At 70.4% G+C, this 18,815-nt stretch carries 23 protein-coding genes; 19 read left to right on the top strand and 4 right to left on the bottom strand.

Annotated features, from left to right (window positions below):
* Positions 1–70: 70 nt before the first annotated feature.
* Both ACFYXM_RS34190 and ACFYXM_RS34185 read right to left on the bottom strand, forming a co-directional pair.
* Entirely contained in the window at positions 71–913 is an 843-nt protein-coding gene (locus ACFYXM_RS34190) for a DciA family protein (protein WP_389295376.1), read from the bottom strand.
* The gene (locus ACFYXM_RS34185) at positions 910–3,405 is read right to left on the bottom strand and encodes a hypothetical protein (protein ID WP_389295375.1); all 2,496 of its coding nucleotides are present in this window, start codon (positions 3,403–3,405) and stop codon (positions 910–912) included. Before ACFYXM_RS34185 ends, ACFYXM_RS34190 begins: the two co-directional genes overlap by 4 nt.
* A gap of 146 nt (positions 3,406–3,551) precedes the next feature.
* Here ACFYXM_RS34185 and ACFYXM_RS34180 point away from each other — a divergent pair, with 146 nt between their 5' ends.
* Positions 3,552–3,836 (top strand): hypothetical protein, encoded by a 285-nt coding sequence (locus ACFYXM_RS34180; RefSeq protein ID WP_389295373.1) that lies wholly within the window; start codon positions 3,552–3,554, stop codon positions 3,834–3,836.
* Between the two features lie 69 nt (positions 3,837–3,905).
* Complete coding sequence (locus tag ACFYXM_RS34175; RefSeq protein WP_389295372.1) at positions 3,906–4,118, top strand: hypothetical protein; 213 nt, start codon at positions 3,906–3,908, stop codon at positions 4,116–4,118.
* A gap of 978 nt (positions 4,119–5,096) precedes the next feature.
* Here ACFYXM_RS34175 and ACFYXM_RS34170 read toward each other — a convergent pair.
* Together ACFYXM_RS34170 and ACFYXM_RS34165 are read right to left on the bottom strand one after the other, a co-directional pair.
* Positions 5,097–5,657 carry a GNAT family N-acetyltransferase gene (locus ACFYXM_RS34170; RefSeq protein ID WP_389295371.1) on the bottom strand — a complete coding sequence of 187 codons (561 nt, stop codon included), beginning with the start codon at positions 5,655–5,657 and terminating at the stop codon, positions 5,097–5,099.
* Positions 5,654–6,424, bottom strand: a complete 771-nt coding sequence (locus ACFYXM_RS34165) for a GntR family transcriptional regulator (protein ID WP_389295369.1) — start codon at positions 6,422–6,424, stop codon at positions 5,654–5,656. The genes ACFYXM_RS34170 and ACFYXM_RS34165 overlap by 4 nt, the downstream gene beginning before the upstream one ends.
* A 433-nt stretch (positions 6,425–6,857) precedes the next feature.
* On the opposite strand from ACFYXM_RS34165, the gene ACFYXM_RS34160 reads away from it, so the two are divergent.
* The 17 genes from ACFYXM_RS34160 (at position 6,858) to ACFYXM_RS34080 (ending at position 18,737) form a co-directional block, all read left to right on the top strand.
* The gene (locus tag ACFYXM_RS34160) at positions 6,858–7,697 is read left to right on the top strand and encodes a hypothetical protein (RefSeq protein WP_389295368.1); all 840 of its coding nucleotides are present in this window, start codon (positions 6,858–6,860) and stop codon (positions 7,695–7,697) included.
* Between the two features lie 99 nt (positions 7,698–7,796).
* On the top strand, positions 7,797–8,387 hold the full coding sequence (locus ACFYXM_RS34155) for a WhiB family transcriptional regulator (protein WP_389295366.1): 591 nt from the start codon (positions 7,797–7,799) through the stop codon (positions 8,385–8,387).
* A 180-nt stretch (positions 8,388–8,567) separates the two neighbouring features.
* Positions 8,568–9,008, top strand: coding sequence for a hypothetical protein (locus tag ACFYXM_RS34150; protein WP_389295364.1), 441 nt, complete (start codon positions 8,568–8,570; stop codon positions 9,006–9,008).
* An 82-nt stretch (positions 9,009–9,090) separates the two neighbouring features.
* Positions 9,091–9,273, top strand: coding sequence for a hypothetical protein (locus ACFYXM_RS34145; RefSeq protein WP_389295362.1), 183 nt, complete (start codon positions 9,091–9,093; stop codon positions 9,271–9,273).
* Positions 9,274–9,422: 149 nt separating this feature from the next.
* Complete coding sequence (locus ACFYXM_RS34140; protein ID WP_389295361.1) at positions 9,423–9,743, top strand: hypothetical protein; 321 nt, start codon at positions 9,423–9,425, stop codon at positions 9,741–9,743.
* A gap of 104 nt (positions 9,744–9,847) precedes the next feature.
* Positions 9,848–10,105: a hypothetical protein gene (locus ACFYXM_RS34135; protein WP_389295359.1), complete on the top strand. Its 258-nt coding sequence runs from the start codon at positions 9,848–9,850 to the stop codon at positions 10,103–10,105.
* Positions 10,106–10,108: 3 nt separating this feature from the next.
* Positions 10,109–11,395, top strand: a complete 1,287-nt coding sequence (locus tag ACFYXM_RS34130) for a hypothetical protein (RefSeq protein ID WP_389295358.1) — start codon at positions 10,109–10,111, stop codon at positions 11,393–11,395.
* Positions 11,396–11,720: 325 nt separating this feature from the next.
* Positions 11,721–11,921, top strand: a complete 201-nt coding sequence (locus tag ACFYXM_RS34125) for a hypothetical protein (protein ID WP_389295356.1) — start codon at positions 11,721–11,723, stop codon at positions 11,919–11,921.
* A gap of 79 nt (positions 11,922–12,000) precedes the next feature.
* On the top strand, positions 12,001–12,285 hold the full coding sequence (locus ACFYXM_RS34120; RefSeq protein WP_389295354.1) for a hypothetical protein: 285 nt from the start codon (positions 12,001–12,003) through the stop codon (positions 12,283–12,285).
* A gap of 287 nt (positions 12,286–12,572) precedes the next feature.
* Positions 12,573–12,935 (top strand): hypothetical protein, encoded by a 363-nt coding sequence (locus tag ACFYXM_RS34115; RefSeq protein WP_389295353.1) that lies wholly within the window; start codon positions 12,573–12,575, stop codon positions 12,933–12,935.
* Complete coding sequence (locus ACFYXM_RS34110) at positions 12,932–13,162, top strand: hypothetical protein (protein ID WP_389295350.1); 231 nt, start codon at positions 12,932–12,934, stop codon at positions 13,160–13,162. The genes ACFYXM_RS34115 and ACFYXM_RS34110 overlap by 4 nt, the downstream gene beginning before the upstream one ends.
* The gene (locus tag ACFYXM_RS34105; RefSeq protein WP_389295348.1) at positions 13,159–13,659 is read left to right on the top strand and encodes a hypothetical protein; all 501 of its coding nucleotides are present in this window, start codon (positions 13,159–13,161) and stop codon (positions 13,657–13,659) included. Before ACFYXM_RS34110 ends, ACFYXM_RS34105 begins: the two co-directional genes overlap by 4 nt.
* Before the next feature lie 34 nt (positions 13,660–13,693).
* Positions 13,694–14,218, top strand: coding sequence for a hypothetical protein (locus tag ACFYXM_RS34100; protein WP_389295345.1), 525 nt, complete (start codon positions 13,694–13,696; stop codon positions 14,216–14,218).
* A gap of 138 nt (positions 14,219–14,356) precedes the next feature.
* A complete protein-coding gene (locus tag ACFYXM_RS34095; RefSeq protein ID WP_389295344.1) occupies positions 14,357–16,729 on the top strand; it encodes a hypothetical protein in 2,373 nt (790 codons plus the stop codon).
* Between the two features lie 567 nt (positions 16,730–17,296).
* Positions 17,297–17,605: a hypothetical protein gene (locus tag ACFYXM_RS34090; RefSeq protein ID WP_389295343.1), complete on the top strand. Its 309-nt coding sequence runs from the start codon at positions 17,297–17,299 to the stop codon at positions 17,603–17,605.
* Between the two features lie 59 nt (positions 17,606–17,664).
* Positions 17,665–18,327: a hypothetical protein gene (locus tag ACFYXM_RS34085; RefSeq protein ID WP_389295341.1), complete on the top strand. Its 663-nt coding sequence runs from the start codon at positions 17,665–17,667 to the stop codon at positions 18,325–18,327.
* A gap of 287 nt (positions 18,328–18,614) precedes the next feature.
* Positions 18,615–18,737, top strand: a complete 123-nt coding sequence (locus tag ACFYXM_RS34080; RefSeq protein ID WP_389295339.1) for a hypothetical protein — start codon at positions 18,615–18,617, stop codon at positions 18,735–18,737.
* Positions 18,738–18,815 lie beyond the last annotated feature (78 nt).

Raw genomic sequence — 18,815 nt, 5'->3', positions numbered from 1 at the left:
CCGCGGTCGACCGGCCGAACGATCACGGGCCTGGCATGGCAGATACGTGATGATCACGCGATGGTGGTGTTCATGCCTGGGAGAGCTGGGACGCGGCCGCCGGTACGGGCGCGCCCCGGCGCTTGTAAGCGAGGGCGGTGCGGATGCTGTCTTCCAGAGTGCCGTCGGGCTGAGCAGGGCGTTGCCGGGCCTGGGCCTGGAGGATTTCTTCCTGGGCGGAAACTTCGGTGAACGCGTGCTCGGGCTCGCGGCGCTGGAGAAGTGCCTGGGTCTGGCGGTCGGCGGCTTCGCGGATGCGGGGTATGAGTCCGGTCTCGCGAGTGCCTCCGGCGGTGTGGTGGGCGGCCAGGGCGGCAAGGTAACCGGGGTGCCGGTGCCCGGGCTGGGCTTGTTCGGGCCGCGCGGCCGGGGCAGGTGTGCGCGGCACGGCCTGAGGGACGGTCCCCGTGGCGGTGGGGCTGGTCTTCCCGGGGCTGGGCCGGAGGATGTTCAGGGTGCGGACGTTCGCGGTGGGTACCGCCGTGGTGGCGGCCGCGATCAGCTTCGGTGCGATCCAGCGGAGCTTGGTGCCGTACGCGGGGGATTCGGGGACGACGTCCAGGCGGCCGGTGTCCGCGTCGAAGCCCACGGCCTGGACGTGACTGGCGAGCTCGGGCGCGGCGGAGGCGAGAACGGTTTCCCATCGGTTGAGCAGGGTGCCGCCGGCGGCCGGGGCGACCAGGCCGCGCTCGGTCATCATCATGCTGATCGCCGCGCCGAGCCCGAGCGGCTCGCGTCCGCCCCGCCGCACGGCGGTGCCGGTACGTAGCTTCGGCTTCTTGGTGGTGGCGCCGTTCTTCTTCGCCGCCTCCCGGGCCGCGACCAGGGCCTGGCGCGCTAGGTCCACGCCGCTCAGCTCCGACTCGGTGGTCATGCGATCACCGCCCCAGTGGCATCGTCGTCCAGCGGGCGCTCGGCGAGCTCGGGCAGCCGGTCTGTCCACGGCGCGGCCGAAACCTCCGCAGTCCGGGCGGCGGCCTGCTGGCGCAGCTGCTCCAGCCGCACGGCCAGCAGATACTCCGCCGTACGGGTCCGCGCAGCCTCCGCTTCCCTGGTCGCGGCGGCAACGGCGTGCGCACCGTTCGGGTTGTGCTGGAACCAGCGGCGCCCCTGCTCGGTCTTGTATGCGCGCTGGGCCTCCGCTTCGGCTTCCTCGGTCCGTCCGAGCCGTCCGAGTGCGCTGCTGCGGTACTCAGGCAGTGCCTGCTCCACGGCCTGGAGGGCGGTGAAGGCGAGCGCGGACGCCGCAGCGATCGGCTCTGCTTCCAGCTCGCCCGGCTGCATCAGTCCCAGGAACTGCTGGGTGACGGCCTTGATGCAGGAGCTCAGGTGCGCTCGTACGTCGGCGGTGACGGCAGCTACGGCGGCCGGGTCGGTCAGGTCGGCCGACCAGGCCGCGGCGACCAGTCCGGCCTCCACGATCACCGACTCGGTCCGGCGCCGGTAGCCGCACGCCTCACACAGCCCGCCGGCCTGCTGGAGCCCGCAGTCCTCGCAGGCCAGGGCCTGCCGGGCCGCGTCGGCGGCGGCCACGGCCGCGCGTTCTGCCTCCGCCCGCTCCTGGGCCGCCGCGCGGGCGGCATCGCGGCGGGCCTGCTGCTCGCGGGCCTGCTCGCGCCGCAACACGAAGTCCTTCGCCTCAATGGCCGCCTCCTCGCGCAGCCGCTCCTCGAGGACGCTCCGCCGCTCGCCGTCGGACAGGCCGGGCAGCTCCCGGTCGATGTCCGCGCCGATCCGGGCCCGGCGGGCACGGCGGATGTGGATCACGTTCTGGCAGTTCTCGCAGTCCTCCCCGGTGTCCAGCCGGACTCCGTCGTCGCACTTGCGGTGCGCGCAAGCCTGCCGCTGGGGCAGACCCCGGCGGATCAGCCAGGGGAACGGCTTGTCGACCAGGGCCTCGCCGCCGGTCTCCTCCAGGCGGTCGGTGAGCCGGTCAGCCAGCAACCGCGGCGCGCCCTCCGGCGCCACACCCAGGCCCGCCAGCTGTGTCAGCTCCGCCTTCGCGGCGGCCTCCACATGGTCCTGCTGCCACCCGGACAGACGCTCCCATAGCCACGTCACCGGCCCCAGCGCCACCCGCAGATGAAGATCAGCCGGAAGGCCCACCGTCCGCTGCCGCTGCGCCATTCGACCACCCACGGCCTTCGGCCGGCCACCGGCAACAGCCCCGACAGGGCGCTGCTCCACCCGCTCATCAACCGGGGACTCTTGCGGCTGTTCCCCGCGAAGCGGGCCGCCCTCAGCCACCGGCGACCCAGTCCCGGCAACGGCGGTCTCGCCGTCGACGGCCTGGTCCTCGCGCGCGCATGCGCGTCCCGGCCGACGGCCTTCAGCCCCACGGCCTTCGCCGGAAAAACCACAATCAAGCTGCGGAGGAACTACGGGAGTAACCCCAGAAGCGTGGTGTGCGTGGAGCTCTGCACTATCGGGGCGCTCCTGAATCTCCGCGTTTCCGGTGTCCTCGGCACCGCAGATCCCAGGCGTACCAAGGGCACCAGCGTCACCGGCCGGAGCAAGATCTCCGCCTGCACCACCAGGGCGCGCCGAAAACACGTTTTCGGCGCCCTGGACGACCTCCAGGACCCGGCCGTACGCACGGGCCACGGGCAGCAGCATGACCCGGCCCCGGCCGTGCATCCGCGTCGACGTCGCCTTACGCTCCCGGGCCACGACACCGTTCTCCGCCAGCCGGTCCAGGACCTTCCGGGCCCCCGCCGGCGAGCAGCCCAGCAGCCGGGCCAGCGTCACGGCCCCGCGCCCGTGCTTCTTCTCAGCCTTCCTCATCGAGCCGCTGCACAGCTGTAGCCAGCCCGATGCCGGGGTGTGCAGCACCATCAGCAGCAGCCCGAGCCGGTCGGTCGCAGCCCCCTTGCCCAGGCGGCTGGCCAGCAGACCCGGCGGCGTCGGCTCCTTGCCCTCCGGCGCCCAGCCATGCCCGAACAGGGCCTCGATGAGGTGCAGCAGCGTCGCCAGCTCCGCCTTGTCGAGGGCCAGCGGATGCCCGGCCCCGCCATGCGTGCGGGCCCGCCACAACGGCATCACCAGGCACCTCAGCCCGGTCGGATGACCGTGTGCGTCTGTCACTACTTCGGTGTGCAGCCCGTCAGACGCGCGCAGCGGGGCCAGTACCCGGCGGTTGACCGTGGACTCCCCTACCCCCATCCAACGGCCCAGCTCCGCCACCCAGATCTTCGTCACGTTGTCGTCCTTGTGGCCCTTCGGCGCCCGCGACTTCGCGAACAGCACCACGGCCGCGAGCCTCGCAACATCCGACTGCCCCGCGATCGACGGATCCGCCAGCAACGCGCGGACCGCGGCGCGCAGCCGCAACCGCATCCGCCGACCCAGCCGCAGCGGATCCTCCAAGCCACCATCACCCGGCCGCCCCCAACCCGGAACAGGACCAAGACGCGTCCGCGCACACCGCGGGCCCGGGATGACGACCTCGGCAGCGGCCACCGCCGCAGCCAGGCTCACCAGGCACCTCCCGCCCGGCAAGCGAGGAGAAAGCCATGCCCAGGCGGATCGTTGCGCAGACCATGGCCCCCAAGAAGACGAACCCCGCAGCCCGCCGCGCCCAGAAGGCCGCTCGCAGGGCTGCCCGGAAGCGAAGCGACGCTCGCCCCCAGAAGACCTCTCGTCTCAGGTACCTGCGCGACCTGGAGCCGCCCGGCGTCTTCTACAGGGAGTGGGACCGCCCGAACGGCACGGACGACGAGGTGATGACCAAGGTCGCAGACGCGTTCGGCCCGGACTCGGACGAGGCCGTCACCATGCGGGCGATGCTCTACTACTGAGACTTCTATGGCCCGAGCGTCCCCCTGAGCGCCGCCAGACAGCTCGACGAGATCATGGTGAACACAGCCTTGGGTGTTGAGCTCGCGCAGGACATGGGCTCCACGCCAGACGAAATCCGCGACTCCCTGCATTCCCTTCACGCACAGGGCCTGCTTCTCATCGCCGACGACGGCTCCCTCTGGCTGACCGTCCCACCCGGAACCCCGCACTCGGCCGCGAACGGGCAGTGGACGTTCGTCGAGAAGAAGGCTGACGCGCCGGAACTCACGGCTGCCGACTGACGTCAGAAGCGCACACCACCGGGCAGCCGACGGAAGGAGAGAAGAGAAGTAGAGAGGCATAGCGGCACCGTGGCCCGCGCGGGGGTTAGCCCCGCAAGCCCCGTCGCCGCAGCCTCCCGCCCGGTGGGCAGGAACCTTCAAACGGGTCCCGCCACACGGGACACCGTCCCTGCGAGCGTCGTCGCCCGGCGTGCTGACCCGCGCCGGGGACAACTGCAGCCGACGCTGTGGGCCGTCGTCGACGGAGTTGTCGATGCCCTCTGCCAGAGGGTGCATGAGCGGGGCCGCCGGGGCGGCGGGAGCAGAAGTGGTAGTCACATCTGCTACAGGTGTCGGCGCGGGTGCCGGTGTGACAGTCCGGCCGGAAGAATCTTCGTAATTAATGCCGCGAACAGGGCAAACAGGGTGTGCGAATCCCGTCACGCGGGAAACATCGAGGGCTCGAACCGGGCTGAATCGGACATGGTCGAGCTGACAGGGGACACCAATCTCGTGCACTATGGCTGGGCACCTACCTTCATATGGATCGCCTCGACCGCGACCCGGACCCTGCCAAGGGACCCGACCACGGCCGAGCGCTCTGCGTGATGGGCGCCAACACCGGAGCCTCGAGTTCGATGGCCTGCCAAAGCCGCCGGACCCAGGGGTGACGCTGTGGCACTTCAGAGGCCCCCTGCCAAAGGGGCACCTGGAGAGCCGGGTGGTCCGCTGCCAGGCGGACCGGGGTGTCGCTGGACCCGCTTGCCAAAGCGGGGTGTTGCAGTGGAGATATTCAGCTCGATGAGCTGGAGCCCAGAACCGGCGCCAACCGGGACTTGGGTGGCCGACTTGGACGGTGAGTCTGGTCGGCTAGACGGGCCGCGCGAGGCCAGTGGATGCCACTCCACCTTCGGCGCGCGCGGCCGATGGCCACTAGGTCATCCCGACCCTCTTTCGGAGTTCGGCGTCGGCATGCTCTCATTTCGATTCATCGAGGTGTCATCGCGTCGGTTCGCGTGCAGTCGAAGCAGCATCCAGGAGGGAAGCTGGATAGCGCACGACCGAAGCAGGCCGCTCGCCGAGCCAGCCTGAAAGCCGGTGTTCAGGTCGCTCGGTTCGTACGTGCCGAAATCCCTCGCGAAGGTAGTACTGCTGAAGCCTAGTGTTACTGCGCCAGCAATCCAGACGTATCCAGCTCTTACCCTGCTGCTGCGCCTGCCCGGCAGCCCAGTCCAGCAGCCGGCCGCCGAGGTGCGAATTCTTCGCAGATCTAGCAGTGATGAGCTTTGCGATGTACAGCGCGTTTTGGGGGTGGTCGTTTTCTCGCCAGAAGTCCATGTCAGGCGAGGCAAGCGTGACCGTAGCGAGCACGGCATGGCTGTCTTCGACAATCCATGTACGTCCGCCGTCGACGTCGAGCATCCACTTCGCTAGCGCAGGACCGCGCGTTCGTGGGTTGCGCCATTGATCGATCCCGGCCTGTACGAGCCACTGCTCGGCCTCGATGCGGAGGGCCATGAGGGCGGTTGCGTCAGCGGGCGTTGCTCGACGCAGCTTCACTTGTCGATCCCCAACTCGTAGATGATTCGATTGCGGTCCCCGGGGGCAATAGTGACCATCACGCGAATCGGCGAGCCGTCGGCCCCATATCCGATGCGTGCGTGCTGGCACACGGGTGTCCCGGGCAAGTGCCCCAAGTCCAGCCGTTCGATCTCAATGCCCGTGGGCATCCGAATGTCTAGTTCGTCCCGGATTCGATGCTGGGGGTTACCCGTAGCGGCGAGGACGCCGCCCTGCATGGTTACATCTCGTTCTTCCATGAGCGGCGTGCCTTCTGCGATCCCCACTGGGAACCAGGAGTCCGCGAGCTGGCAGCGCTCACCGTCGACGAGACGAAGTCGTCGACGAACGATTACAGGCGTGCCAACTTCCAGATTCAGCCACTCTGCGATGTTCTGAGGCGCAGGCTCGACCGACACTCGTGGAACGCTCTGTTCGGGCTCCCTACCCTGTGCGCGGACCTGCGCCTTCCAGTCGTCCGTGTTGGTGACAGGGTCGTCGGAGCGTTCCCCGCGCTCATACTCTCCTGGGTTCCAGAGCAGTGGGTCATAGACTCGAACGAATGTTCCCAGTCCCTGCCTTGCGACAACATGCCCAGACTCTTTGAGCTGGGTGATCGCCCTGTAGACGACCAGCTCGCTGGCGCCGAACTCGGCCGCGATGTTCTTCGTGCTGGGAAGCTTGGCGCCCGGCAGTAGATCACCAGAGGCGATCCGACTCCGGAACTCCTCTGCGATCGACTTGGCCGTAACTGAGCTCGAGGTCATGGGGGAACCCTAGCGTAGCTTCCGATAGGAAGTAATGGGTGGACCGTTCGGCGAGCCCGAAACGACCCCTCAAGAGACTTCCTATCGGAAGTAGTTGACGAGGTGTCGTGAGAGGCCTACTGTCGGTCCCGGCTTCCGATAGGAAGTGGCAACGGCTCGTCACTGTCGAGACGTTGATGGTGTGTCATGCCTGCGGGCTGGGCATGCCAGCGCCGCCTGCACCACCACAGAGCCCTTGCCCCGAAGAGGGGGAGGGTCGGGGTTGATAGCACGACCAAATCCCCCGGATCGGTCCCCTGACCGAGCGCTCCCATGCACTTCACAGCGCAGATGCGTTGTCTGTCCTCCAGGAACCGCCGGCCTATGTCGTGCGCCTGGCGGGCGGAGAGCCCACCCGCGACGCAGCCCTCCCCCTCTGATCCGAGGAGCGCCCATGACCACCACGGTCGCGAAGCCAGAAGCACGTAAGCGCCGTCGTAAGACCCGCACACGGAACGTCAGCACCCTCCCGCCGATCATCGCCTCCGAACTCAACGCCAACCACATTGACCTGACGCCGGGCAAGGAAAGCCTCGTCTGCCCGTCCTGCGAGCGGTGGACGCCGATCACCGGGATGCTCGGCACGCCGAAACTCGTGCCGCACCCCACGAAGCGCTACTGCAGCACCGAAGCGCCCCGCTGCCAGGGCACCAACCGCCGCGTCAGCATCGACGTCGACTTCAATGCCTGGCGCACAGTGCTCGTCGAGGCGGCCCCGACCACCGCGTCCCGCCGCGCGACCAAGGTGCTCCCCAAGCCCAAGGGCACGACCGTTCCGGCCCCCGTGCACAAGCTCGCCGCTGCCCGCGAGCAGCAGGCCGCCCCCGTCGGGGCCCGGCTGTTCCCGCTGCTGGACCGGGCCCGCCGTGCGGTCGTCGCACACCGCGCCACGTGCGCCACGTGCGGGGCCGGCGGCCGGTGCGGCACGGCCCGCGAGCTCGAGCTCCGGCTCCGCGAGGTCGAGGCCACCGCCGTGATCTCCCGCGAGCAGCAGGCACTCCGCGACCGCCGCGCCGCCGAGCAGCAGCGTGCCACGCAGCAGGGCCAGGCCCGAGCGCGCCAGCAGTCGCTGCGTAAGGCCCTCCCGAAGATGGACCGGGCAGCCCGGGAGCGCCACAACCTCCCGCGCCCCGGGGCCCGGCCGAAGAAGACGCTCGTCGACGAGCAGGAGCTCATCCGCCGCGCCGCTTCCTGGCCCGCTCCGATGCACGGCGGCCCCAGCCTCCCCTTCTGAAGATCTGACACCAGCTCCACAGCGTGATGAGCCCCAGGCCACCCCGGCCTGGGGCTCATCACGCTGCCCGCACACCAGCCCGCCCACTGGAAGGACACCATGACGCTCAGGATTGGCCCCGCTGCTGCCCGCCTCGCTCGCCGCACCGTGCTCGAGGCCGCTGTCGGCGCCGGCGCCCGCTGCGGCGACCAGCGGTACCGCGACCTGTTCGACCGCAACCGTAGCTCGCCGCCCTCGGTTTGGGCGGCGCAGCAGGCGGGTGCCCGGCGGTTTTGCGCCGGCTGCCCGGTCCGTCCGGCGTGTGAGGAGCTCGCGCTGCGGTACGGAGAGGGCGACCGGTCCGGCGACGACCTGGTCCGCGGCGGCCGCGGCGGCCAGGACTTGGCCATCGACCGGGAGATTCGACAGGCCTACCGCCTGGCCGCTGCCGTATCGGCCGACCGGTACCTCCAGGAGCTCGCCGAGGAGGCCCGCCGGGAGCGGGTCACTCTCACCTACACCACGACCGCTGGCCCCGTCACCAAGCAGGGCCTGCGGCGCACCCTCGCGGAGCGGATCGGGGCGATGGCCATGCGCGCTGCTGATCGGGGCGAGGCATGGGACATCGCGGTCGTGGACGCGAACGGCACCGACATCACTGACGAGTTCGCGTTCGCCCAAGAAGACGACGAGTTGCCGGTTGCCGCCTGAGCTCGGCCCTGTTCTGCACGTCGCTCCCCAGCCCGTCGAGTCACGGGCTGGGAACGGCGTGGGGTACAGGGCCCCGACGTGCGACGTCTCGGAAAGGGACGGGCCCCCGACACGGCGCTCCACACGCCATATGTGTCGGGGGCCAGCACGGATCCCGCAAGCTCAGGAGAGCTGATCCGCATGAGCATTATGGCAACTCCCCCGCATGCCACGGGCGTCGACAACCTGACCATCCTGGCCGGCACCACGGGCATCTGCCCGATCTGCAAGGGCACCTTCGAGACCTGCCGCTGCCGCGGGGGCCACACCGGCAGCTCGATCCGCCCGCGCGCCGGACTCATCGGCGACATGACCGAGGACGACAACCAGCGCGGCTACGAACGCGACGAGACCGACACCTTCCACCGGCTGATCCACCACCTCGTCGCCGACGGAGACGACCGGGCCCGGGCGACCGGCCGTAACGTCCGCCGCACCCTGGCCGAGATGGCCCCCGGCTACGAGCGCCAGCCCGTGCTCATCCTGCACCGGCCCGCCATGGCCGACGGCACCAACTGCCCGCCCAGCGCCGCGTCCACCCCGGTCCGCATGGCGTCCGTCAGGGCGGCGGTGTCCGCATGACCTCCCGCCTGACGGACGAGGAACGCAAGGAACTCTCGCGGAAGAACGCGGAGCAGAACAAGCGATCGGAACAGAACCGCCGATGACCGCGCGCACGGACGACCTGTTCGTCCGCTACATGAAGGCGTTCAGCGACTCCATCGAGCACACCACCGGCTGCCCGGCCTGCCAGGCGAACCAGCCGTGCGCGGCCGGTCAGCCAGTCCACGAGCGGCTCGCCCGACTCCAGGACGCCTACATCGCACGCCAGCAGCACCGCAACTGACTGTTCCCGATTCAGCAGATTCCGGAGGAACTCATGCGTAACCCCGTGCGTACCACCCTGCACCGTCTCATGGACGTCATCGCTGTCTGGGCGTGCCAGAAATGCGGCTGCCTCAACGCCGACGGCGACGTGAGCTGCGCCTACTGCTAGTGCCCCCGCAGCACATACGGATGGCCCGGGCCGCGCAGCACCGCGCGGCCCGGGCCATCACCGCACACGGCCTGGCCCACCCAGCCGCCCTTGTCTTGCTCGCGGCCGCCGCCACGGCGGCCGCCCACGCCTGGGACGCCGGCCACGCCGTCAACGAAACCCACCCCCGCACCACGCCCCGAGAGGGAAAGACGCCAATCGGCTCGGCCCTGTCGCGCCGAGAGCGGCGTGACCTGGCGGACCGCATCTACGACTTGGAGCAGCAGGACGCCCATCTCGCCAAGGTGACCCGCCTGACCGGCGCGCCTGCCGCCAGCTGATCCGCCCACGCCCTGTTGAGGGGCTGGCCGCCCGCACGACGGGCGGCCAGCCCTTTACACCATGCCGGTCCGGGCACAAGTCCGGCCCGGCCGAAAGGAATCCCGTGATCGTCGCGAAGTACCGCGCCCGCCGCCGCCATGCCCGTCTGATGGAGATCGCCGAACACCTGGTCAGGCAGGCAAGCGCCGAGGCCGAGAAGGTCACCTGCGCGCAGCTGGCCGCCGTCGTGTTCGGCCGGTACCAGCTCCGTGTCGAGGAGGCGGAGGCCGCCGACTTCCTGGCTGCCGCGCTGGTCGAGGGCGGTTACAGCATCGACCACCTCCAGGCGGTCCGAGACCAGCAGAAGCAGAAGGAGCAGTAAGTAATGGAGCACGTACAGAAGGAACCCGTACAGGAAGAACGGGACCTGAGCACCGGCCAGGGGGTGATCCTGGGGCTTGCGGCGGTTCCGATGCTTGTTGTCGGCGGCATCGGGGCCGCGGGTACCTACACCAACATGAAGACGCACTTCTCCGAGTCCGCGACGGCGCTCGGGGTCGTCGCGGCCGGTGAGGGAGCCACCCTCGTCCTGGCGCTCGTCCTGGTGGGTCTGACCCTGCTGGGCCAGTCCTCGCCCGCCGTGGTGAGACTCGGCCTGTGGGCGCTGCCCGCGGTTGCCTCCGCCACCGGTGCGGTCGTCGCCAAGACCACGACGGAGGCCGTCGTCTACTCGGTCACCCCGATGGCGATGTGCGTGTCCGCGGAGGGCATCGGTCTCCTGGCCCGCCGGATCGTGATCTACCGCACCCGCGTCGACATGGAGGCGCAGCGCCGCAACGCCAGGACGATGCAGCGCCTGGCCGTGTCGCGGGCGCTGGCCGCGAACCACCCGTTGGGGATGGCCAGGAAGTGGGCGGAGCTCAAGTCGTGGAGGCTGGCCCGCAAGGTCGGTGTCGGCGACGACGGCCTCGGGGCCGGCCTGGTGACGGTGCAGCGCGACCGGATGACGCAGGGCGCGGACAACGCGCTTGCCGCCATGTTCGCCCCGGCCGTCACACCAGCCCTTGCCGCGTCAGTCACGCCTGCCCTCGAACCGGGGGCACCTGCCGCCCTGTCCGTCATGCCAACCGTGACGGATCAGGCCGACCGGGACGGCACCGTCACGGTGCCGGGGCAGCGAGTCACGCAGGTCAGCGCGGTGACGGGCAGTGAACCGTCACGGTCCGCCGACACCGTCACGGGGCCAGCCGACACCGTCACGGGCCCGGCCCGTGACACCGTCACGGCCACCGGCACGGCCCGTGTGACGGAATCCGAGACGGACACCGCCGACGAGGCCGAACCCGTCACGGATCACCGGACCGTGACGCTGGACGAGATCGCGGCCGTCGCGGGTGTCCCGACCCCCGTCCCGGGCGAGCGCCTGACCGACGCGCAGCTCGCAGCAGTCTTGCGTCACTTCCGCTACCGGGAGGACCCGCCCGCCTCCTACCGCCAGGCCGTGGCCGCCTTCCGTGACGCGGGGTTCGTCGGCAGCGAGGAGCGCATCCGTCGCGTCTGGGCCGAGGTGGTGTCGGGCGAGGAGGCCGACGAACCGGCCACAGAGCCGGGATCCGACCCGCACGCGAAGGACGAAGAGGAAGAGGAAGAGGAGGCCGGCCCGCGGCCCTGACTCTCCCTGCCCTCCGGCACCACCAGTGATGGCCAGCCCGGCACCCCGGGCTGGCCATTGCTGCGACTGCCGGAAGCAACGCAGTCGACGAGAGCGGCAGCAGACCCGGCGCGCAGACCCGGCGAGCGACCGGCGAGCGGAGCAACGCTTCGCAGACCCGGCGAGCAGACCCGGCGAGCACGCCCTGGAGGAGCCCCGCCAACCCCACCTGCCCCAGCCCGACAAGGGGCACCCCTAGCACATTGAGCCGCTCCCGGCCCGCTTTCTCAGGGCCCGGCCAGGAGCGGCTCACCACCCCCAACCAACCGTCAGGAGTGGCATCACCATGGCCTTTTTCGGCTTGATCGGCAACGACCAGAAGCTCGCACAGGAGTACAGCGGCCGTGAGTCCGCGAGTGCGCAGACGGCCCGCAAGCGCCGCGAGGGCCACCACCGCAACGCCGCGGCGGCGGACCAGCAGGGCCAGGCGTGGGAGGACACCCAGCGTGCCCGGCAGAACCGCGGCGGCTGGTGGCGCACCCGCTGAACCCCTCGCTCCATTCCATCCCTCGGAGGGTCGCACCAGGTGCTGGTGCGACCCTCCCCCTACTCCAGGAGTTGAGCCCATGCTCGCCTGTCTGCACGTCCGCCGCCCCCGCCGCCTGCGCCATCTGCGACGCCTCGCCACGCCCGGCCCGGTCACCGTGACCCGCCTGCCCGGCCCGCTCCTCCCCGCCCCGCAACCCACCACCACGCTGCCGACCCGGCTTCCCGCTGGGTTCCGGCCCGCCGCTACCCCCACGCCCGCTGCCGCTGACCCGGCCGCCGTGGACGCGGCCGAGACCCGGGCGCGGGACTGGCTCCACCGCAACCAGTACGGCACCGGCGCCGGGGCGGAGGTTCCGCGATGACCGACACCACGTCCTCGGCCCACCACGGTGAGCCGATCGAGCCGACGAACGTTGAGCTCTCCTCCGAGCGCACCGACGGCGGCAAAACCCCGCCGCCGCCTCCGCCGACCGCGCCTCCGTCGGCCCCGCGGGCGGTGCCGGACCCGTTCCTCCCGCCGCCCCGGCGCAGCACCCCGCCCCCCGCCGGGCCCCCCGCCGGGCCCCCCGCCGGGCCCCCCGCCGGGTCTCCGGCCGGTCCCCCCGCTGGACCTCCCGCCGGGCCTCCGGCTCCCCGGGGCGGGGGCGGGATGATGGCGCCCCCGGCGCCCGCGCCCGTGCACCACCACCACTACTACCCCGCCCAGCCCGCACAGCAGGACCGGCCGTCAGGGTTCAGCGTCTCCCGGCTCAGCCCGCTTCGGAACGGCGCCGCCCTCGTCGCGGGCCTGATTTTGCTTCCGGTGTCCGGCAAGGTGTTCCACATCTGCGGGGACGAGCCGGGCGTGCTGATGGCCGCGCTGGCCGTCGCCGGGCTCATGGAGCTGCGTACGCACAGCCGCGTCCGGTCCTGGCTGGTGCGGGTCCTGACCTGCAATCTCCTTGCGTCCAGCGTGGCCACGCCGGCTGGCCTGTACCTGTACGGCTACCTCCTGACCGGGGTGTGGTCATGACCGGTGTGCGGATCCTTCTCCTGGCCGGGAATGTCGTCCTGGGCGTTCTGACCCTCGCTCTCCTCCGCAGGGAGGAGCAGCGGGCCGTGCGTGCAGTTCTCCGGGCCGAGGCGGTGGCTGTGCTGCTTGTCGCCGGGTTGGGGGTCGTCGACCTGTGCGGTGGCGGGAATCTGCTCGGGTACCTGAGCGGCCTCGTGCTGTCCGTCACCGCGGTGGTGCTGCCGTGAGCGTGACGCCGGCCCAGTTGTCCCTCGGCGGCCTCGCCCTGGCGGCCGCGGTCTTGGTGTTCACGCTGGTGCGGTGGTGGCGGGCCGGGCATGAGATGCCGTCGGCGGCTGCCATCGCGGGCGGTCTGCTGATCGGCCTGCTCAGCGCCCTGTGCTCCGGGGGCCTGCTCGGCTGGGCCGCCCGCCGCACCGTCTCCAGCTTCACCAACCCGCTCGGCGACGCGGTCTCGGGCGAGGGCAGCAGCTGGCTGCTGCCGCAGACCGCGCCGTCCGGGATGAGCCCCGGCGGCGCCGTCGCCACGGCCGTGCTCCTGGCCGTCCTCGTACTCGCCTGGCGCTGCTGCGACAACTATCTGCGTGCCCGGATCGCGGCCGGTGCCCTGGTCGGTTCGGCGGCCGGGCTGATCGGTGCGGTGTCCGGCCTGGCCGCCCGCACGCTCATCCCGGCTGTCAACCACCTCGGCGACCAGATCGTCGCCCGCGTGCCCTTCCAGTAACCGCCTTTCAATTCCCTGATCGGAGAGCCACTTCATGAATGTGCCCGCCGCTTCTTTGACCATTGGTGGTCTGTTCGTCGGCATGGCGATCCCGACCTGGCATGTCGCTAGATTCGCCATCGCCCACATCAAGCACCCCGCCGGCGCCCTCAAGGGGGCGAAGGAGCTGATCCCGCTCGCCGCAGGCCTCAGCTACGGCGGCCTGGCCACCGCCACCACCAGCGGTCTGATCGGTTTCGCGACCGGTGCCATCACCTGGCTCGGCAACGGCGTCGGATCGTTCGCGATGTGGGGGGCAACTGGGGGCGAGACCACCCTCGCCGCCCGCAGTAACGCTGTCGCGCTGACCGGCATGGGCAACTTGGTCCTGCTGCTGATCACCGTGGCCATTCTCGGCGCCTGGAAGGCCATCCCCGCCGAAGCCAAGCCGGGCATGCGCCAGGGCATCGTCTCCGGAATTCTCCTCGGCCTGAGCGCCACCTTGGGCGGCTGGTTTGCCGCGCTCGTCATCCCGACCGTCAACGGATGGGGTTCGTCCCTGGTCGGCTCCATCGCCTGACCAGGGCCTCATTCCCCCCTTTTTTGCTCGGACGCCATCGGTCGCTCACGCCCCACGCCACACCACGATCCGTGGGTGGTCGTGGCGCGCGGGCGGCCGTCACCGCCCGAACCCCGCCCAGCGCACGGAGGCGCACCCTTGTCCACGCACCTGCCCGACCGCATCATCATCGACCTCGAAGAAGAGGGCGAGTTCCTCACCGGTGACCAGCCCGGACCCACTCGGGACGGCCACACCACCGACCGGCCCGGCAACGGGCCTGGCAAGAGTGATTCCCAGGGCGGCACCCGGCCGGGGACCGGCTCTCGCCTGGCCACCGGCCTGCTCACCCTGGCCCGCCGCGAAGCCGCCGCCATCCGCACCGGCGCGGGAGTCCTTGCCGCCGAGCGCGCCGCTTGGCTCAACGCCTCCGCGGAAACGCCCGCGCACCTGCGCGCCGCCTTCCTCAACCACCGCTACAGCACCTGGGTGTCCCGCAAGGACAGCGAGGTGCAGCGCCTGGAGGAGAAGGCCGCAGCCCTGGACAAGCGGGCGACCGGGCTCGACCGGCAGGCCGAGCAAATGCTTACCACCGCGCCCGCAGACCCCGAGGGCACCGCCAAACGGGCCGACGGTCTGCGGAAGGAAGCCGCCCGACTGCGGAAGGAAGCGGCGGGGTGGCGGAAGCAGGCCCGTGAGGCCCAGCAGCGCCCCTACACCGGCCACCAGGAGCCTGGGGAGAGCGAGTTGAAGCGGCACCGCGGCCGGACCGCCCGGCGCCGCTGGGCGGCCACTGCGGCCCTCGGCCTGGCCATCGGCTGGGCCGAGCTCCGCATCGGCGGCATGCTCCCCGCCCTCACCGCGACCGGCGCCACCACCATCGCGTGGGCCAAGGGCCGCTTCGGCTGGCGCCGCGAGCTCCCCGAAGTCCCCCCGCTCGCCTACGAACTCGACACCGGCTCCGGCTCTGGTACGACCGGAATGGACCAGACGCCGCCGGCCGGACAGGACAGCGCGGCCGCGGCCGATTTGAAGCCGTTCCCGGTCCGCGACGTCACGACCGTGGGCCAGGCCGAAGAAGCACTGCGCCGGGCAATCCTCCACGAAGGCGGAGACGTCGAGACGGTCACCGACGGGAAGCAGGAGCCCTGGGGATGGTCGGCCCGCGTCTCCTTCAAGACCGGCAGCCCCGACGACCTCAACGAGACCCAGACCTACCGCAACCTGATCACCCTGCTGAAACTGCGCCGCAACGGCCTCCTGGTCGAGGCGGACCCGGATCACGGCGACACCTGCACCGTCCGGATGGTCCTCACCGACCCGTTCACACCCGAGCTCGTCGGCCCGGCCCCCTACCGCGCACCGCTGTCCGCCTCGATCGTCGACACCTTCGACTTCGGCGTCGCCATGGACGCCGACCCGCTGACGTTCTGCCTGGCAGGGCTGATGCTGCTCATGGTCGCCGACTCCGGCGGCGGCAAGTCCGGCGTCATGCTCGCCCTCGCCGAGGCCGTCACCTCCACCCGCGACGCCGTCGTCCTCAACCTCGACCCCGTCGGCACCGGCGTCGGCGACCTCGGACCCGCCATCACCCTGAACGCGTGCATGGACGACGACCTCATCATCGCCGTCCTCGAATTCCTCCTGACCTGGTGCTCCGCCCGCGCCCGGCAGCGCGCCGCCAACGGCTGGGGCAACAAATGGAAAGTCAGCCCCGAACACCCCGCCATCTGCGTGTTCGTCGACGAATGGCCCCAGCTCTCCCCCACCGCCAAAGCCCTCCTGATCAAGCTGCTCCTCCTGGGCCGCAAGGAAGCGATCTGGGTCTACGGCGGCAGCCAGTACGGCACGAAGGACTACCTCGGAGAAGCCATCGGCCCCAAACTCGCCGCCAAACTCCTCGGCTCCTGCCGCAGGGTCGACGTCACCGAACTCCTCGGCGGCGGATCCGTCACCGAGGGCTACCGAGCCGACCTCCTGCGCCCGGCAACCCACACCGCGAAGAACGACGCCGGCCAGATCTACGGCGTCGGACTGCCCGGCATGCCCAACCGCCCGGTGCGCTACCAAGTCCGTGAAATCGCCGCCGAACAGGCCGCCCGGCTCGGCGCCGAACGCGCCGCCGCCGGACTGCCCGACCTCACCCACACCCTCACCGAAGCCGGCCTCCTCGACGCCTGGAACCAACTGCTCGACACCTGCAACGCGGCAGCCGGAACGGGCACCCGGACACCTGCCGAGGCGCCCGGAATCCTCCGGACTCTGCGTGAGGCATTTGTTCGCGAGAGCGAACCTGAGTACTTGACCATCGGTCAGATCCACGACCATCTCCGCAGTCACGACCCCGAGCGGTGGGGGCAGTGGGACGAGAAGGAGGACCGCATCCGTCTCGGACTCGTCGCCCGGAATGTGAGCAAGGAACTCGCCGACGTCGGCATCGAGCTGGAATCCATCCGGCTGTCAGACGTGAGAGGCAAGCCCACCGTCTACCGCCTGGAGGACGTCGAAGAGGCCCTCGCCGCATTCGGCTGACCCGGCCAAAGTGGTTGTCCCGACCTTGTCCAGTGGTTGTCCGGTGGTTGTCCCGACGTTGCCTGCGGACAACCACCGGACAACCAGAAGACAACACCCAGGACAACCTCTGACCTGCGAAGACAAGTCAGACAACCAAATCTGCAACACCCCCCGATCCAGGCTCTGAACGGCCCTCCCAGCCCCGTTTTTGAGGGGGAGCGTGCAGGGCCTGGCCAGCGGAAGGAATCCCGGTTCGCCGCTACCTCTACGGCTGCCCGGTCTGCCGGACCACCAGCCCCCTTTGCCTCTCCCCCGTCGCCCTCGCCGCCGAGCGCGACCACCATCGCCAGGCGCTCCACGGCCGCCACCTCCCGACGGAGAAAAGGCAGGCGAAGTCGACCGCTTGGGGCGCTGATACGCCGAACTCGACACGGTCATCCGGCTCCACGCCCGCCTCCCGACACCTACACAGATCTTCACGATCCCAAAGGCATAAGACTTCAGAAGGAGAAGCCCACCCGTGACCACGCTGAACACCACGGTCACCCTGCCCCCGGGGCAGCCGCCTCCCCCCTCGCGCCCGGCGTGGCGCCGCCAGCCGACGAGGCCGGGCATGACCCGCAGAAGTGGCAGGACGAGGCCGAGGAACGGCTGGCGGCGCCACGCCGGGCGCCGGGAAGAAGGCCGACGGTGACAGCCGACGCGTACCTGGTGATCCGCTGCGACGCCAACGACCCTGCCGCGTCCGACGGCCAGTGCGACACCGAGCACAGCTGGCCCGTCCGAGTCGCTCACCACACAGAGCTGCGGCGGCTGCTCTCGACGCGCGGTTGGCACCGCCCGCGTCCCGGCCGCGACATCTGCCCCGACTGCTGGAAACAGGGCCGTCGATGACCCACCACCTACACCGCTCCCCCAACCACACACCTTCGTCCCGCCTGAAAGGACCCCACATGTTCCGGATCATCAGCACGTCCCGCCTCGCCGACCTCGACGCCCACGCCTCCGCCCTCCCCCTCGTCCGGACCAAGTGCGACAGCCTGGAAAAGAACCTGGAGACAGAGCAACGCCGCCGCGAGAGCCTGGTCCGTGACCTGGAGCGGGCCCGCGAACAGCACGACCAGCAACTGGCCGAGACCACCCGCTCCTACGAGGAACGCCTCGCCGCGGCCGACCAGTCCGCACGCCTCAACGACCGCCTGGTCGAGCAGGCCGGGCAGCGGATCTACAAGGTCGAGCGCATGGCCGGCGAAAAGGTCCGCGAGCTCCGGGACGAGATCGAGCAACTGAAGGCCAAACTCGCGGCCTCCCCGGGTGCCGCTCAGGACGGCACCGTCGTCTTCCGCTACAAGAACCTCGTCCTCGCGGACGTCGACCTGACCCTGCATGTCAAGGACCTCGGCCGCGGCTACCCGCAGACCGAGCTCAATCTCGTCCTGCTGTGCACCGGGTGCGGCTACACCCAGACCAAGACCGACCGGACCACCGACACCCCCGAGGCACGCGCGCGCTTCCTGACCGGCGACTACGAGCCCGGAACCATTCTCAAGCGCTGGGCGCAGGAACACGCCGAGCAGTGCCGGGCCGCAGCCCTCCCTCTCCAACGCACCGCCTGACCGGACTGGCGGCTGTACGCCGACCGGCACCGCATCGAGATCACCGCCCGCCCCCGGCCCAACTGCCCGCGCTGCCAGGGCGAGGGCGGCTGGTGGACCGAACGGCGCGAACTCCGCCTGCGGCTCCTGCCCGTGCCGGCCTGGGACGAGCCGCCCTCTGAACACCGCTGCCCCCGGCCAGGAGCCGGCCGGGAGCGAAAGTGCACCACGGGGCGACCGCAGCATCCGCAAGAGGCCGGTCGCCCCGCACACCCCTGCACCCCGAACGTGAGATGAGGACACCCCGCATGACCAATCGCCTCAACACCATCGAGTCCCTCGCCCTGCTCGGCACCCTCGCTGCCGTCTTCGACGGCCTGCACCCGCTGTGCGACCAATGGGTGCAACACCCCGATGAAGCTTCCCCTTGATCGTGGACACCTGGAGACTGGGACCTGAGGTTCCAGAGGAAGTAGCACCAGGTGGGAAGCAAATACACGAAGCGGTAC

This window comes from Streptomyces sp. NPDC002476, from assembly GCF_042889785.1.
Taxonomy (GTDB): Bacteria; Actinomycetota; Actinomycetes; order Streptomycetales; family Streptomycetaceae; genus Streptomyces.
Note: the sequence above shows the minus strand (reverse complement) of the source record. Positions and strands in the feature narration are given on the sequence as shown.

Excerpts from the sequence above, each read along its gene's own strand:
- ACFYXM_RS34115 (WP_389295353.1), top strand. The coding sequence starts at position 12,573 with ATGATGGCGCCCCCGGCGCCCGCGCCCGTGCACCACCACCACTACTAC.
- ACFYXM_RS34125 (WP_389295356.1), top strand. The coding sequence starts at position 11,721 with ATGGCCTTTTTCGGCTTGATCGGCAACGACCAGAAGCTCGCACAGGAG.
- ACFYXM_RS34145 (WP_389295362.1), top strand. The coding sequence starts at position 9,091 with ATGACCGCGCGCACGGACGACCTGTTCGTCCGCTACATGAAGGCGTTC.
- ACFYXM_RS34080 (WP_389295339.1), top strand. The coding sequence starts at position 18,615 with ATGACCAATCGCCTCAACACCATCGAGTCCCTCGCCCTGCTCGGCACC.
- ACFYXM_RS34165 (WP_389295369.1), bottom strand. The coding sequence starts at position 6,424 with ATGACCTCGAGCTCAGTTACGGCCAAGTCGATCGCAGAGGAGTTCCGG.
- ACFYXM_RS34085 (WP_389295341.1), top strand. The coding sequence starts at position 17,665 with ATGTTCCGGATCATCAGCACGTCCCGCCTCGCCGACCTCGACGCCCAC.
- ACFYXM_RS34130 (WP_389295358.1), top strand. The coding sequence starts at position 10,109 with ATGGAGCACGTACAGAAGGAACCCGTACAGGAAGAACGGGACCTGAGC.
- ACFYXM_RS34120 (WP_389295354.1), top strand. The coding sequence starts at position 12,001 with ATGCTCGCCTGTCTGCACGTCCGCCGCCCCCGCCGCCTGCGCCATCTG.
- ACFYXM_RS34100 (WP_389295345.1), top strand. The coding sequence starts at position 13,694 with ATGAATGTGCCCGCCGCTTCTTTGACCATTGGTGGTCTGTTCGTCGGC.
- ACFYXM_RS34160 (WP_389295368.1), top strand. The coding sequence starts at position 6,858 with ATGACCACCACGGTCGCGAAGCCAGAAGCACGTAAGCGCCGTCGTAAG.
- ACFYXM_RS34150 (WP_389295364.1), top strand. The coding sequence starts at position 8,568 with ATGAGCATTATGGCAACTCCCCCGCATGCCACGGGCGTCGACAACCTG.
- ACFYXM_RS34155 (WP_389295366.1), top strand. The coding sequence starts at position 7,797 with ATGACGCTCAGGATTGGCCCCGCTGCTGCCCGCCTCGCTCGCCGCACC.
- ACFYXM_RS34180 (WP_389295373.1), top strand. The coding sequence starts at position 3,552 with ATGCCCAGGCGGATCGTTGCGCAGACCATGGCCCCCAAGAAGACGAAC.
- ACFYXM_RS34110 (WP_389295350.1), top strand. The coding sequence starts at position 12,932 with ATGACCGGTGTGCGGATCCTTCTCCTGGCCGGGAATGTCGTCCTGGGC.
- ACFYXM_RS34190 (WP_389295376.1), bottom strand. The coding sequence starts at position 913 with ATGACCACCGAGTCGGAGCTGAGCGGCGTGGACCTAGCGCGCCAGGCC.